15 protein-coding genes are annotated in these 14878 nt (G+C 65.7%); 9 read left to right on the forward strand and 6 right to left on the reverse strand.

Going from position 1 to position 14878, the window contains the following annotated elements:
* The first annotated feature begins 4 nt into the window (after positions 1 to 4).
* From ACP690_RS14015 to arsH, 8 genes are all read left to right on the forward strand, one after another.
* Complete coding sequence (locus ACP690_RS14015) at positions 5 to 682, forward strand: response regulator transcription factor (protein ID WP_241889972.1); 678 nt, start codon at positions 5 to 7, stop codon at positions 680 to 682.
* A gap of 2 nt (positions 683 to 684) precedes the next feature.
* On the forward strand, positions 685 to 2016 hold the full coding sequence (locus ACP690_RS14020; RefSeq protein WP_426261590.1) for a sensor histidine kinase: 1332 nt from the start codon (positions 685 to 687) through the stop codon (positions 2014 to 2016).
* A gap of 207 nt (positions 2017 to 2223) precedes the next feature.
* Positions 2224 to 2799 carry a recombinase family protein gene (locus ACP690_RS14025; protein ID WP_114688966.1) on the forward strand — a complete coding sequence of 192 codons (576 nt, stop codon included), beginning with the start codon at positions 2224 to 2226 and terminating at the stop codon, positions 2797 to 2799.
* A 60-nt stretch (positions 2800 to 2859) separates the two neighbouring features.
* On the forward strand, positions 2860 to 3192 hold the full coding sequence (locus ACP690_RS14030) for an ArsR/SmtB family transcription factor (protein ID WP_114688967.1): 333 nt from the start codon (positions 2860 to 2862) through the stop codon (positions 3190 to 3192).
* 11 nt (positions 3193 to 3203) lie between these two features.
* Positions 3204 to 3632: an arsenate reductase (glutaredoxin) gene (gene arsC / locus ACP690_RS14035; protein WP_114688968.1), complete on the forward strand. Its 429-nt coding sequence runs from the start codon at positions 3204 to 3206 to the stop codon at positions 3630 to 3632.
* Positions 3632 to 4918: an arsenic transporter gene (locus ACP690_RS14040; protein ID WP_114688969.1), complete on the forward strand. Its 1287-nt coding sequence runs from the start codon at positions 3632 to 3634 to the stop codon at positions 4916 to 4918. Before arsC ends, ACP690_RS14040 begins: the two co-directional genes overlap by 1 nt.
* Positions 4915 to 5349 carry an arsenic resistance N-acetyltransferase ArsN2 gene (arsN2, locus tag ACP690_RS14045; RefSeq protein WP_239017977.1) on the forward strand — a complete coding sequence of 145 codons (435 nt, stop codon included), beginning with the start codon at positions 4915 to 4917 and terminating at the stop codon, positions 5347 to 5349. The genes ACP690_RS14040 and arsN2 overlap by 4 nt, the downstream gene beginning before the upstream one ends.
* Positions 5349 to 6089: an arsenical resistance protein ArsH gene (gene arsH, locus ACP690_RS14050; protein ID WP_114688970.1), complete on the forward strand. Its 741-nt coding sequence runs from the start codon at positions 5349 to 5351 to the stop codon at positions 6087 to 6089. Before arsN2 ends, arsH begins: the two co-directional genes overlap by 1 nt.
* Positions 6090 to 6092: 3 nt before the next feature.
* Here the strand turns inward: arsH and ACP690_RS14055 are convergent, their stop codons facing one another.
* On the reverse strand, positions 6093 to 6500 hold the full coding sequence (locus ACP690_RS14055) for a MerR family DNA-binding protein (protein ID WP_114688971.1): 408 nt from the start codon (positions 6498 to 6500) through the stop codon (positions 6093 to 6095).
* Between the two features lie 63 nt (positions 6501 to 6563).
* Here ACP690_RS14055 and ACP690_RS14060 point away from each other — a divergent pair, with 63 nt between their 5' ends.
* Positions 6564 to 7331, forward strand: coding sequence for a MauE/DoxX family redox-associated membrane protein (locus tag ACP690_RS14060; protein WP_114688972.1), 768 nt, complete (start codon positions 6564 to 6566; stop codon positions 7329 to 7331).
* A gap of 57 nt (positions 7332 to 7388) precedes the next feature.
* Here ACP690_RS14060 and ACP690_RS14065 read toward each other — a convergent pair whose 3' ends face one another.
* From ACP690_RS14065 to ACP690_RS14085, 5 genes are all read right to left on the reverse strand, one after another.
* Positions 7389 to 7715, reverse strand: a complete 327-nt coding sequence (locus tag ACP690_RS14065; RefSeq protein WP_114688973.1) for a copper-binding protein — start codon at positions 7713 to 7715, stop codon at positions 7389 to 7391.
* Entirely contained in the window at positions 7712 to 10852 is a 3141-nt protein-coding gene (locus ACP690_RS14070) for an efflux RND transporter permease subunit (protein WP_114688974.1), read from the reverse strand. The genes ACP690_RS14065 and ACP690_RS14070 overlap by 4 nt, the downstream gene beginning before the upstream one ends.
* Complete coding sequence (locus tag ACP690_RS14075) at positions 10849 to 12318, reverse strand: efflux RND transporter periplasmic adaptor subunit (protein ID WP_114688975.1); 1470 nt, start codon at positions 12316 to 12318, stop codon at positions 10849 to 10851. The genes ACP690_RS14070 and ACP690_RS14075 overlap by 4 nt, the downstream gene beginning before the upstream one ends.
* A complete protein-coding gene (locus tag ACP690_RS14080) occupies positions 12315 to 13544 on the reverse strand; it encodes a TolC family protein (RefSeq protein WP_114688976.1) in 1230 nt (409 codons plus the stop codon). The genes ACP690_RS14075 and ACP690_RS14080 overlap by 4 nt, the downstream gene beginning before the upstream one ends.
* Before the next feature lie 820 nt (positions 13545 to 14364).
* Complete coding sequence (locus tag ACP690_RS14085) at positions 14365 to 14784, reverse strand: DUF411 domain-containing protein (protein WP_426261591.1); 420 nt, start codon at positions 14782 to 14784, stop codon at positions 14365 to 14367.
* Positions 14785 to 14878 lie beyond the last annotated feature (94 nt).

The raw sequence follows: 14878 nt of genomic DNA on the forward strand, positions 1-14878 counted from the left end.
GGCAATGCGGATATTGATCGTCGAGGATGATGCCGACACCCGCGCCTTCGTGGCGCAGGGGCTGGGTCAGGCCGGGCACCAGGTCGCGGTCAGCGCGGACGGCCGGGACGGCCTGTTCCAGGCGACCGGGGGCGGGTTCGACGCGATCGTGGTCGACCGGATGCTGCCCGGCCTCGACGGCCTCGCCCTGGTCCGGGCGCTGCGCGCGGCCGGCGACGCGACGCCGGTCCTGATGCTGACCGCGGTCGGCGGGATCGCGGACCGGGTGGAGGGGCTGGAAGGCGGCGCCGACGACTATCTGGTCAAGCCCTTCGCCTTTTCCGAGTTGGCCGCGCGCCTCAATGCGCTGGCGCGCCGGCCGGTACCGCGCGGCGACGATGCCCACCTGCTCCGGGTCGGCGACATTGTGCTCGACCTGCATCGTCGCACGGTGGAACGGGCCGGACGGCGCGTGACCCTGCAACCGCGCGAGTTCGCGCTGCTCGCCGAGCTGATGCGCAACCCGCGCCGGGTGATGACTCGGACCATGCTGCTCGAACGCGTGTGGGACTTCGATTTCGATCCGAAGACCAATATCGTCGAGACGCATCTGAGCCGACTGCGCTCCAAGCTCAACGCCGGGTTTGACGTGGACGCGATCGAGACGGTGCGCGGGGCGGGCTACATGATCCGGGACGCGTGACGATGATCCGCCGCCTGTGGCGCTCTACCTTCGGCATCGTCGTGCTGGTCGCGCTGGCCTTCGCCGCGGCGACGCTCGCGATCGGCGCGGTCGCCTATGAGGTGACGCACGAGGCGCTGGAGGAACAGCTAGACCACCGCGTCGCGGTGGAAACGCGCGCGCTCGTTGCCGAGGCGAGCGAAGCGGGACTGGCGGGGGTCGCCGAGGCGATCCGTCTGCGCGAGGAAACGCGGAACGAAGCGAGTCTCGACTATCTGCTGGTCGGCCGCAACGGGCGGACGGTCGCCGCCACCATCGCCCCGCTTGCGCCGCCCGAACCCGGCTACCAGGAGCATTTCGGCTTTCGCCGCGGCGATATCACCGGCGTCGGCCAGGCGCTCGCCACGCCCTTGGCCGGTGGGCTTCTCGTCGTCGTCGCCGATCGTCGCGACCTAGACGCGATCGACAGCACGCTGGCGGCGCTGTTCGCCGGAGCGCTGGGCGCGGTGCTGGCGCTCGGGATCGGCGCGGCGATACTGGTCGGATGGCTGACGCGGCGCCGCCTGTCTCACATCGATGCCACGGCGCAGGCAATCATCGCCGGCGATCTGACGCAGCGGGTGCCGCGCGACGGGTCCGACAGCGAGTTCGATCGCCTTGCCGCGACGCTCAATCGGATGCTCGACCGTATGGCGGCGCTGATGGACAATCTGCGGCAGGTGTCGACCGACGTCGCGCACGATCTACGCACGCCGCTCACCCGCCTGTGCAACCAGCTCGATCGCGCCGCGGCCGGTGACCCAGGCGCGATCGATTCCGCCCGGCGGCAAGCCGACGACTTGCTGGAGATCTTCGCGGCGCTGCTCCGCATAGCTGAGGTCGAGGGGCTGGCTGAACGTCGAGCGTTGGGAACGGTCGATCTGTCGGCGCTGCTGGAGGACATGGCCGAAACCTATCGCCCCGACTTCGAGGCTGCCGGCCATGCCCTGACAGTCGACATCGTGCGCGGGCTGCATATCGAGGGCGACCGCCGCCTGCTCGCACAGGCATTGTCGAACCTGCTGGAGAACACGTTGCGGCACACGCCGGCAGGCACGGCCGCGATGCTCTCCGCCAGGTTGTTGCAGGATGGGATCGAGGTGACACTGGAGGATGACGGTCCGGGTGTTTCTCCCGCCGACGCCGGACGACTGTTTCAGCGGTTCGCTCGTACGGAGGTGTCGCGCACCACCGATGGACACGGCCTTGGCCTGGCGCTGGTTCGCGCCGTGGCTATTGGGCATGGTGGCGATGCTGCCCTTACGCGACCCGAGAGCGGTTTCGGCGTTACATTGAGACTGCCCGTCAAAGTTTGAAGGCGGATCAATGTGAGACCCCTCAGAATGCCAGTTGCGGCAGTTCTTGAGGTGGCGTTCAGCGTCCGCCGGAAATTTTCAACAGCCACGATCGATTTTGACGCGCCACCATGTGAGAACGTCTAGCAGGGGATGCGGGCGTATCAAACACATTCTCGATTGCTGGAGCCCATGCTAGGCACGCGAGATGAGTTTTGAGAACCTTCCATGCTGATCGGCTACGCACGGGTCTCGACCCCCGAACAGGATTTGACGCCTCAGCTCGATGCGCTGCGCGAGGCGGGCTGCGAGCGGACCTTCAGCGACAAGGCCAGTGGCGCCAAGGCGAACCGCGTCGGCTTGGCCGATGCGCTGTCGCACGCGCGCGCTGGTGATGTCCTGGTAGTTTGGAAGCTCGATCGTCTCGGCCGCACGATGAAAGGGCTGGTCGACCTGGCCGCTGATTTGGCCGAGCGAGGCATTGGGTTCCGGTCCCTGACCGACGGGATCGACACGGCAGGCACTGCCGGCAAGCTCGTCTTCCACATCATGGCCGCGATGGCGGAGATGGAGCGCGACCTTAATCGCGAACGCACGACGGCCGCCTTGGCCGTGGCGCGGCGTGAGGGGAGGGTAGGCGGCCGAAAAACGGTGATGACGCCCAAGCGGCTGGAGGCGGCTCGCAAACTCTTGGCGTCTGGTATGCCGATGCGTGAGATCGCGCCGGCGATCGGCGTCTCGGTGCCGACCTTGTACCGCCACCTTCCCGCACCGGAACAGGAAGCGATCGTCGCGGAAGGGTAAGGTACGAAATGACGGGCCAATGCGACTAGCCTGTCGCGATATATCCGCTATGCTGGATATATGGAAAGCGAGTCGGCTATCTCCGCTTTGAGCGCGCTCGCGCAAGCGACACGACTCGATGTCTTCCGCCTGTTGGTGCGGCATGAGCCAAGCGGCATGGCAGCCGGCGACATCGCTCGTCAGCTCGACGTGCCGCAGAACACCATGTCGGCGCATCTCGGTATCCTCGCCCGCGCCGGTCTCGTCCAATCCGAACGGCATAGCCGCTCGATCATCTATCGCGCTGACCTGGACGGTCTGCGCGGGCTGATGCTGTTCCTCCTCAAGGATTGCTGCGGCGGCAACGCGGAACTGTGCGCGCCGCTTGTCGCCGAACTCGCCCCCTGCTGCTGAAAGGACGCCCCGTGGCCGTCGATATCGTTATCTATCACAACCCCGAGTGCGGCACGTCCCGCAACGCCCTCGCCATGATCCGCAATGCCGGCATCGAGCCGCATGTTATTGAGTATCTGAAAACGCCTCCCTCGCGCGCGTTGCTGGTCGAGCTGATCGACCGCGCCGGCATTACGCCCCGCGATCTGCTGCGCGAGAAGGGCACGCCCTATGCAGAGCTGAGCCTGAGCGACACGTCGTTGTCCGACGAAGCGTTGGTGGACGCGATGATGGCGCATCCGATCCTCATCAACCGGCCCCTGGTCGTCTCGCCGCTCGGCGTGAAGCTGTGCCGCCCTTCCGAAGCCGTCCTCGATCTGCTGCCGAGCGGCCAGCTTGCCGCGTTCGCCAAGGAAGACGGTGAGCAAGTAGTGGACGCTTCGGGCCAGCGCGTCGCCTGATGCTCCTGGCCGTCCTGATCTTCGTCGCCACGATCGCGCTCGTCATTTGGCAACCCAAGGGCCTCGGCATCGGGTGGAGCGCGATGGGTGGGGCCGTCGTGGCGCTGCTCGCGGGCGTTGTCACCCTGTCCGACGTGCCGGTGGTATGGGGCATCGTCTGGAACGCGACGGCCGCGTTTGTCGCCATCATCGTCATCAGCCTGTTGCTGGATGAAGCCGGGTTCTTCGAATGGGCGGCACTGCATGTCGCGCGCTGGGGCAGGGGGCGTGGTCGCCGACTGTTCGTTATGATCGTCCTGCTGGGCGCGGCGGTGTCCGCACTGTTTGCCAATGACGGCGCGGCGCTGATCCTGACCCCGATCGTCATTGCCATGCTGCGGGCGCTCGGCTTCAAGGACAAGGCGACGCTAGCGTTCGTCATGGCGGCGGGGTTCATCGCCGACACGGCCAGCCTGCCGCTGGTCGTGTCGAACCTCGTCAACATCGTATCGGCCGACTTCTTCGGCATCGGCTTTGGCGACTATGCGTCCGTGATGGTGCCGGTCGATCTGGTGTCGATCGCCGCCACGCTGGGCGCGCTGCTGCTGTTCTTTCGGCGTGATATACCGGGAGCTTACGATGTGGGGGCGCTACGCACGCCCCGCGAAGCGGTCCGTGACGCCGCGACCTTCCGCGCCGGATGGATTGTTCTCGCTCTGCTGCTCGCCGGCTTCTTCCTGCTCGAACCGCTCGGTGTGCCGGTCAGCGCCGTTGCCTCTGCCGGCGCGGTTCTGTTGCTGGTGATCGCCGGACGCGGGCACGTGATCGAGACGCGGAAGGTGCTCCGCGGTGCACCGTGGCAAGTCGTGATCTTCTCGCTCGGCATGTACCTGGTGGTCTATGGCCTGCGGAACGCCGGTCTGACCGATCATCTAGCCGCGCTGCTCGATCGCACGGCGCAAGGCGGTGTTTTGGGTGCGGCCTTGGGAACGGGCGTGATCGCGGCCGTCCTCTCCTCAGTGATGAACAATATGCCGACCGTGCTGGTTGGCGCGCTGTCGATCGATGCGGCCCATGCCACGGGCGCGATCAAGGAGGCGATGATCTACGCCAACGTGATCGGCTGCGACCTCGGTCCCAAGCTCACGCCCATTGGATCGCTCGCGACGCTTCTGTGGCTTCACGTTCTCGGCCAGAAAGGCGTGCGGATCGGATGGGGCTATTACTTCCGGGTCGGTGTCACCCTGACGGTGCCGGTGTTGCTCATCACGCTCGCAGCGCTCGCGATCAGGATCAACATCGCGTGACGGCGCTGACGGTCACACGTCTCGAAGCGAGCGAGCTGGCAGGACTGGCGTCGTTCCTTGAGGATGCAAACCTGCCGAGCGCCGATCTCACGGAGCCTGCTCGTGTCTTCTTCCGGTTCGATGCGGATACCCTGGTCGGCTATGGGGGTTTGGAAGGTGAGGGCGCCGATCGTCTACTTCGCTCCATCGTAGTCCTGGCGGATCGCCGCGGCGCCGGCATCGGCCGCGCACTGATCGCGGCTCTTGAACAGGAAGCGCGTGAGTTGGGCGTACAGCGGCTCCACCTGCTGACAACGACCGCGGCCCCGTTCTTTAGCACGATGGGTTATGCGCCTTCCGATAGGCACGCGGCGCCCCCGGCGATCGCCGCCTCGCGCGAGTTCACCTCGCTCTGCCCCGCTTCGGCGGCCTATCTCGTGAAAGCCCTTTAATGCCGCTTCGCACACTCGCCGATCCCGACATCCTGCCAGCGCTAGATCCAGCCTATATTCGCTCGCGTCCTGCCGAAGGCCTGGGGCCGACCGAGCCGCCCCCGCGCATTCTGCTGCTCTATGGCAGCTTGCGCGAGCGCTCGTTCTCACGCCTTGCAACCGAGGAAGCGGCACGCCTGCTGCGCCTATTCGGCGCTGAGACGCGCATCTTCGACCCTTCTACTCTGCCGCTCCCCGATCAGATCGCGGGGGACGATCATCCGGCCGTCCACGAATTGCGCGAGCTCTCTATGTGGTCGGAGGGCCAGGTCTGGTGCAGCCCGGAACGACACGGCCAAATCACCGGCATCATGAAGGCGCAGATCGATCATCTTCCGCTCGAGATGAAGGGAATGCGCCCGACGCAGGGGCGCACGCTAGCGGTGATGCAGGTGTCGGGCGGATCGCAATCGTTCAACGCGGTCAACACGCTCCGCCTGCTCGGCCGCTGGATGCGGATGTTCACCATCCCCAACCAATCCTCGGTTGCGATGGCCTACAAGGAGTTCGACGAAGCAGGACGCATGAAGCCGTCGAGCTATTACGACCGCATCGTGGACGTGATGGAGGAGCTGGTGCGTTTCACCGTCCTCTTGCGCCCCCACGCAGCGCAGCTCGTCGACCGCTACTCGGAGCGCAAGCAGGCAGGGATCCCCGTGGATCCGCAGACTGATCTCTCCAGCATCGCCATCGCGCGCTGACCCTCAAGAACGATCGAACGCCGTAAGGATCGGACACGGCCCGACTGAGCCGCTTCCGCACTCGCGCGCGAGTTCGCGAAGTGACGCGCGCGCTCGCTCAAGCTCCTCGATCCGGACGTCGAGAGCGGCGATTTGCGCTCGCGCCAGCTCCCGCGCCCGCGCACGATCGTCAGTGGCGTCGAGGGCCAGCAATTCGCTGATCTGCTCCAGCGTGAACCCGGCTGCCTGCGCCGATCGGATGAACCGTAGGCGGCGCACGTCATCAACCCCGTAACGCCGGATACCCCCGGCCAAGCCAGAGCCCCCGCGCCGATCCGGCGTGTCGAGCAAGCCTCGGCGCTGGTAGTAGCGCACGGTCTCAACACCGACGTCCCCCTCACGCGCGAGACCCGCAATTGTCAGCGATGACATGCCTTGACTCCGTACCATAGTACGGAACCTATATAGGCTCCGCGAACAGGACGGAGAAGTGAGATGGCGACAGCGGCGCCCAAGAAAGCGACGATCTACCGGATGGTGATGCCGGCACACACCTGCCCTTATGGCGTAAAGGCAAAGGACCTGCTGCGCCGCCAAGGTTACGAGGTCGAGGATCACTGGCTGCGCACTCGCGAGGAAACCGACGCGTTCAAGGCAGAGCACGGCGTGAAGACCACACCGCAGACCTTCATCGGGGGCGAGCGGGTAGGGGGCTATGACGATCTGCGTCGCTTCTTCGGCAAGGCGGTGCGAGATCCTAAGGCCGTCACCTATCGACCGGTGATCGCGGTGTTCGCCATGACGGCGCTGATGGCGCTCGCCGCCAGCTATGCCGTGCTCGGCACGCCGTTCACCGTTCGCACCGGCGAGTGGTTCATTGCCTTCTCGATGTGCGTACTCGCCATGCTCAAGCTCCAGAATGTGGAGAGCTTCTCGAGCATGTTCCTCAACTACGACCTGCTCGCCAAGCGCTGGGTGCCTTATTCCTATGTCTACCCCTACGCGGAAGGTGCGGCGGGCGTGCTCATGGCGGCGGGCGTGCTGACCTGGCTCTCGGTCCCGATCGCACTGGTCATCGGAACGATCGGCGCCGTGTCCGTCATCAAGGCGGTGTATGTCGACAAGCGCGAACTCAAGTGCGCCTGCGTCGGCGGGGACAGCAACGTACCTCTCGGCTTTCTTTCACTGACCGAGAACGTGATGATGGTCGCGATGGCGCTGTGGATGGTGGCAGCCCCGGCCGTTCTTTCGATGCCGTACTGAGCTTCCCGACGGCTGCCGCTCAAGGCAGCCGTCGGGAAACCTGCAATCCATCCCGCATCACTGCGGCGTGATCGCTATCACCTCAGCGTTCATGCCCTGTGCCTTTGCTGTGAAGCCGACCCGCTGCCCTGCCCGCAGGTTCTTGAGCAGCGCAGGCGGCGAGGCACGAAAGGTCATCGTCATTGCGGGCCAACCGATTGCGCCGATCGGGCCGTGCTTGATGGTCACGGTGCCACCGCGAGGGTCGAGAGCCGTGATCGTACCGACGCCTTTGCCGACCTTCGCGGCCGAAGCCGGGGGCGATGCTGGAGCGGCCATAGCGTTCGCAGTGAGGGGGGTGAGGAGCAGGACGAGACCGGCCCGAAGCGTAGACGGCATTTTCATGATGCACTCCTTTTAGCGCTGGTGAGACCTCGTTGCCGCAACAGCATGTAGGCGGCAGGCAAGATGAACATGGAGAGGAGGGGAGCAGTCAGCATTCCGCCGATCATTGGCGCCGCAATACGGCTCATGACTTCGGAGCCGGCACCGTGCCCGACGAGGACGGGAAGCAGGCCCGCGATGATGACCGCCACCGTCATCGCCTTGGGACGAACCCGCAACAGCGCCCCCTCCCGAATGGCTTCGACCACCTGTTCCCGAGAAGGCGTCGGCCCGCGCTCGGCGAGGGCGTGCTTCAGATAGATCAGCATCACGACGCCGAACTCTGCGGAAACACCCGCCAGGGCGATAAACCCCACTCCAGTCGCAACTGACTGCGCATAGCCGAGCAGCCAAAGGATCCAGATCCCGCCTGTCAGGGCGAAGGGCAGGGTGCCCATGACGAGCGCCGCTTCGTCGAGCCGTCCGAACGTCATATAGAGCAGCAGGAAGATGATCGCGAGCGTCGCCGGAACGACCAGCATCAGCCGGCTTTCGGCACGTTGGAGATACTCGAACTGCCCCGAATAGGCGATCGATACGCCGGGGCTGAGCCGCACCCCTTTCACCACGGCGCGCTGCAAATCGGCAACGGTGGAGGCCAGGTCACGGCCGCGGACGTCGACGTAGACCCATGTCGATGGTCGACCGTTCTCGGTCTTGAGCATCGGCGGCCCTTCGGCAACCGACACTGTAGCGACGGTGCCGAGCGTGATCTGCTGACCCGTGGCGGTGACGATGGGGAGGGTGCGCAGTCCCTCAAGGCCGTCGCGCAACTCGCGCGGGTAGCGGACGCTGATCGGATAGCGCGCCAGACCCTCGACGGTTTCCCCGATTGTTTCCCCGCCGATCGCACCTGAGACGATCTCCTGCACATCGGCGATGTTGAGGCCGTACCGGGCGGCGCTCGCGCGATCGATATCCACGTCGACATAGCGCCCCCCGGTCAATCGTTCCGCCAAGGCTGAACTGACGCCCGGGACGGTCTTGGCGATCCGCTCGACGTTGGCCGCAATCCGGTCCAGCTCGGCGAGATCGGCGCCCGACACCTTCACGCCGATCGGGCTTTTGATGCCGGTCGCGAGCATGTCGATCCGGTTGCGGATGGGCGGCACCCAGACGTTGGTGAGGCCGGGTACGCGTACCGTCCGGTCCAGCTCCTCTACGAGCTTCGCCGGGGTCATTCCTGCCCGCCATTGGCTACGTGGCTTGAACTGGATGGTCGTCTCGAACATCTCCAACGGCGCCGGGTCTGTCGCGGTCTCGGCGCGTCCGGCCTTTCCGAAGACGGTTGCGACCTCCGGCACCGTTTTGATGAGCCGGTCGGTTCTCTGCAGCAGCTCGGAAGCGCTCGCGGCTGAGAGGCCGGGCAACGCCGATGGCATATAAAGCAGGTCGCCTTCATCCATCGAGGGGATGAACTCGCCCCCGAGACGGGAAAGGGGCCACGCTGTCGTCGCCAGCACTGCGGCGGCAATCGCGATCGTCACCCAAGGGCGCGCCATCACCCGATCCAGGGCGGGGCGGTAAAGGCGGGTCAGGCCCCGATTGATGACGTTGTCTTGCTCGGCGGGAATGCGCCCCCGGATGAGCCAGCCCATCAACACCGGGACGAGCGTGACCGACAGGATGGCGGCCGCCGCCATCGCATAGCTCTTGGTGAAGGCGAGTGGGGCGAACAGCCGTCCCTCCTGTGCCTCTAAGGTGAAGACTGGCACGAACGAGAGCGTGATGATGACCAGGCTGAAGAACAGCGCAGGACCGACTTCCGCAGCCGCTTCGGTGATGACCCGCCACCGCTCCTCGCCGGCGAGCGTTCGGTCGGGGTTCTCATGCTCCCAATGCTCGATCCGCTTATGCGCGTTCTCGATCATGACAATGGCCGCATCCACCATCGCGCCGATCGCGATGGCGATGCCGCCCAGCGACATGATGTTGGCGTTGACCCCCTGAACCCGCATGACGAGCAACGCGGCGAGCACCCCCAGCGGCAAGGTCACGATCGCGACCAGGGCCGATCGCACGTGCCACAGGAACAGCCCGCAAACGAGGGCGACGACAACGAACTCCTCGACGAGCTTGCCGGACAGGTTCTCCACCGCGCGATCGATCAGTTGCGACCGGTCGTAGGTGGTGACGATCTGCACGCCGGGAGGGAGGCTCTGCCTCAACTCCGCGAGCTTCGTCCTGACCGCCTCGATCGTCTCGCGGGCGTTCTTGTCCTGACGCAAGACGACTACGCCTCCTGCGACCTCGCCCTCGCCATCGAGCTCGGCGATCCCGCGGCGCATCTCGGGGCCGACCTGGACCGTGGCGACGTCGCCCAACGTGACGGGCACGCCAGCTCCGGCAACCTTGAGGGGTATCGCGCGAAAATCGTCGGGCGTGCGGAGATAGCCCGATGCGCGGACCATATACTCGGCCCCACCCATCTCGAGCACCGAACCACCAGCTTCCTGGTTGGCGCGTCGTATGGCTTCTACCGTCTGCGCGTGAGTGATGCCGAGCGCGGCAAGCCGGGTCGGATCGAGAAGGACCTGATACTCCTTCACCATGCCCCCGATGCTCGCCACTTCAGCGACGCCGGGGAGCGTCTTCAGTTCGTAGCGCAGAAACCAGTCCTGCAGCGACCGGAGCTGAGACAGATCGTGACGGCCGCTGCGATCCACCAGCGCATATTCGTAGATCCAGCCAACCCCGGTAGCGTCCGGACCAAGCGCGGCTTGTGCCCCTTGTGGCAGCCGGCCTTGGACCTGGCTCAGATATTCGAGCACGCGGGAGCGCGCCCAATACAGGTCGGTGCCCTCGTCGAAGATCACATAGACGTAGCTGTCGCCGAAGAAGGAGTAGCCCCGCACGGTCTTGGTCCCAGGCACGGACAGCATGGTGGTCGTCAGCGGGTAGGTGACTTGGTTCTCGACGATCTGCGGCGCCTGACCCGGCCAGCTCGTCCGGATGATGACCTGTGTGTCCGACAGATCGGGCAAGGCGTCGACGGGCGTTGCCCGCATTGCGACGACACCGGCGATCGCGAGCGCGATGACAGCCAGCACGACAAGGAAGCGGTTGGCAACTGACCAACGGATGATCGCCGCGATCATCGGCTACCCTCCTGCACAATACGGCGAAGCGTCGGCCCTTCCGAGGGCTGATCGAAGCCGAACCGGACGCGGTCTCCCTTCTTGTAGCCGCGCAGCAGGGCGGGATCGGCAACGCGGAAGGTCATCGTCATCGCCGGCCACCCGATCGCCGGCACCGGCTGATGCGACAAAGTGATCGAGCTGGCGTCCATTGCCTCGACCTGACCGACCGTCTCGTAAACTTGACCGGCAGGAGCTGATTGCGGTTTCGGCCGCGCTGTTGCGTCACCGCCAATCGGCCGCGCCTCGAGACCTGCAAGGCTGGCCTCGGAATCGATCAGGAATTGACCCGACGCGACCACCTTCTCGCCTTCGGCGAGCCCGGCGAGGATTTCGGTTTTCCCGCCGCCCTCGGCGCCGGTTCGCACCTCGGCGGGTCGGAACCGCCCGCCGGAGTTGGCGAGCATGACGAGGGTTCTGCGACCTGTGCGGATCACGGCTTCGCTCGGCACCAGCAGCCTGTCGCGTGCTCCCTGGCCCAACCTCACGCTGGCGAACATGCCGGGCCGGAGCCTGCCCCCCTTGTTGGCAAGCTCGATGCGAACAGTGAGCGTTCGGGTTTCGGTCTGCGCCTGGGGGAGAATTGCGGCGATGCGGCCCGCGAAGGTTTCGCCTGGAAAAGCCACAAGCGTGGCGGCCACTGGCGTGCCGACCCGCACGCCGCCCATGGTCGCTTCCGGCACGGCCGCATTGAGCCAAACCGTCCCGAGCCCATTCACCTCGGCGAGAGTCTGCCCCATGGTCAAGGTCATCCCCTCCCGCACATTCAGCGTCTTGATGACCCCGCCGATCGGCGTGCGGATCGTCGTGCGCCCGCCCGACGCGCCGGTCATGCCGAGGAGCGCCATGCGCTGGCGCGCAGCGCGCGCCAGCGCAGCATCGCCCGTGCGACGGACGGCCTCGTATTCGGCACGGGCACCTGCCCACTCGGGGACAAGCAGATCCGCCAGAGGCGCCCCAGCGGGGACCACGTCACCGGGAGCACGCGCATAGACGCGCTGAACGAAGGCGGCGCTGCGCGACTGGATCACCGCCAGGTTGCGCTCATTGAAGTCGATGCTGCCGGTCACGGTTACGGCGTTGGTGAGCGTTCCGCGCTCGACAGGCACGATCCGAGCGCCAAGGCGCTGGACGCTGCCCGGGTCGATGGTCACGCCCGGCCCGACGTTCGCGCTGCCCCCCTCGTCGGCATAGCGGGGGATCAGCTTCATCCCCATCGACGACAGCCCCGGACCATCATGGTGCTCGGCCGGGATCATTGGATCGTACCAGTAGAGGATCTTGCGCTGATCGGTCTGGGTCTGCCCGGATGGCGCGCTGGCTGTATGTTCGAGCCGCGCGATGCCGAAGCCAATGCCGCCTGCCACAAGGGCGAGCGCAGCCGCGGCCGTTGCGAGGCGCGTGCGGCTGATCGTCGTGTCGCTCATCGATCCTCGCTCCCGAAAGCAATAGTGAGGCGGATGGCATCGGACGCGACCTCGGCTTCCCGATCGAGCACCGTCAGCTCGGCGTCCGCGAGCGATGCCTTGGCATCGACGACGTCGGTAAGGCTCGCCCGACCGGCCGAATAGCTGGCGGTCTCCAGCTCGGACCGTTCCCGCGCAAGCGGTAGAAGCACGCGTTGTGCCCGCTGCCACTGGCTATGATGCATCTGATGGTCCGCAAGAGCAGCTTCGAGGTCGGCCGCCAGCGTCCGTCGCGTTTCCTCGCGTTCCGCCTCGGCTTGCGCTCGGGCGGACTGACGCGCAGCGATGCGGGGATCTTGGCGCGAGCGCGCGAACAACGGCAGGCTCATTGTGACCCCGGCCGACATCATGTCCCCGTAGCGTGGGTCGCGGCGCTGATACGCCACTTCAAGGCCCCAGTCCGGACGCTTCTCGGCCCGCGCTGCATCCACGTCGGCTTCAGCCCGGCGGATGCCCGCATCGGCTGAAACGATGTCGGGATGCTGTTCAAGCGCCGCGCGCAGCCGTGCCGGCGCCAGATCGATGGCCGGCACGTCGCCAACCGTTTCCGGAGCCTGTACGCCGGTCCAGCGGGCCAGCATCGCGCGCGCGCGCGCAACCCCAGCCACCAGCTCGTCGCGCCGATCCTCCAAGCCGGCAATGGCTTGGTCGATGCCTAGACTCTGGGCTGGGCGCGCCGTCCCTGATGCCACGGCGGTTCGCGCGACCGCCGGCAGGGCACGGAGCGAATGAATGATGCCGTCGAGTGCGGTCAGCCGTCGCGCGGCATAGGCGAGATCAATCCACGCCTGACCCGCACCCAGCCGGATTTGGCGGACCTTGGTCGCCTGGGCAGCTTGCGCGGTCTCGACGGCTGCTCGCGCCTGCGCCTGTGCGGCGTGGCGCTTCGCGAGGTTGGGAAGGTCCTGCTGGAAGCCGACCCTCTTCATCGTCATGCTATCTCGCGAAAGCGAGAAGGCCGGTGGGCCCGAGACTGGATAATTCTCAACCCCGACCGACACACGCGGGTCTGGGAGGCTCCCGGCGGCACGAGCCTCGGCTTGGGCGGCGGTCACCCCCGCGCGCTCGGCGACCGCTCCGGGAGCATTAGCGGCCGCTTCACGTAAGGCTTGGTCATAGGTAAGTGTCTGTGCCTGCGCGGCGCTCGTCGATAGCGCGGCGGTAGCCAGCATCATGGATGCACGCATCGTTGCTCTTTCAATCGCGAATGGAAGATCCGAGACGGAGCACGGGAGCGCTCCGCCTCAGAACCGGATTGAGGGCGGGCTCAGCCGACCTTCTCATCCTTCATCGACATGCAGGCTTTGGGAGCGTGCTTCATCGTGGGGCATGCACACGCGGTTTCGGGTGCCGCGTCGGCAACCCATTCGCGTCGCTGACCCGGGGTTGAGCGTGGCCCGAACTGGGGTGCTGGGCGCCATTCCCAATGCCCCGTGACCCCCTGCGACGGCGTAGCAGCCGAAGCCGATGCCGACGATACAGCAACAACGGCGGACAAAGCCGCCACGAGTATCTTGTTCATAGCAAATTCCGTTCCGAGCTGAATATGTGACCGGGTTCTCGCCGCCCGGAGGCGGAAAGAGAGCGCTAGGTCGGGTTCGTCAGCTCAGACGGTGGGAGGCTCTGGCTCTGGCGGCACGTCCCGTCCGGTCAAGAACGTGACCGCCGCGGCATGGAGCGCGAGCGGGACAGTGGCAGGTGGCGTAACTAGCGGCAGCCGATCCTGCAACGTCATCGGGATGACACATCCCATCTGAGCGATACAGGCCAGCGTCAGCCCTTTGCAAGGCGCCTCATGCGACGCCTTCGGCATTTCCTGCGCCTCGGGGCAGCCTATGCCCGACGGCATGGTGTGGCTCGCTTCCATCATTGGCGCGAAGGCAGGGCCTCCGGCATACGCGGCCTGTTGGCCGAGAAAGCCAAAAAGCGCTCCTAAGAGGAGAAAGAGGGAGACGCGCCTCATCACAACCTTAGGAGCATCGGCCACGAACTTGGAGGTGTCAACGACTATCCGCCGTGGCGCGCGAAGACGCGCTTACCGCCGGGGCCGAATGCAACGACGTCATAGGGCTGCGCTTTCATGCCCGGCATCTTCATGCCCGGTGACCCCATCGGCATTCCGGCGACCGCAAGGCCGGTGACGCCCTTTGGATGCGTCGCCAGGGCGCGCTTCATGTCGGCGATCGGAACGTGACCCTCGAAGGCCATGCCGCCGATGATGGCCGTGTGGCACGATGCGAGGTCTGCAGGGACGCCCATCTTGCGCTGGAAAACATCGCGACGCGCATCATCGATGATCTGAACCTTCCGGCCGAACTGCTGGCGCACCTGCGCAGCCCACTTCTCGCAGCAACCGCACCCTGGGTCGCGGTGCATGGCAATATCGGCAGCGGATGCCATCGTCGGAGAGAGAACTGTTATGGCCATCAGGCCAGCCTTTTTAAGCATTAATCGACTTCCTCGTTAGCCAATTTACCGGCACAGCAGTTTATCTCAACAGCTCTGGGCACTATCGGACAGG

The organism is Sphingomonas sp. DC4900 (genome assembly GCF_049896485.1).
In the GTDB taxonomy this organism is placed as follows: Bacteria; Pseudomonadota; Alphaproteobacteria; order Sphingomonadales; family Sphingomonadaceae; genus Sphingomonas; species Sphingomonas aquatilis.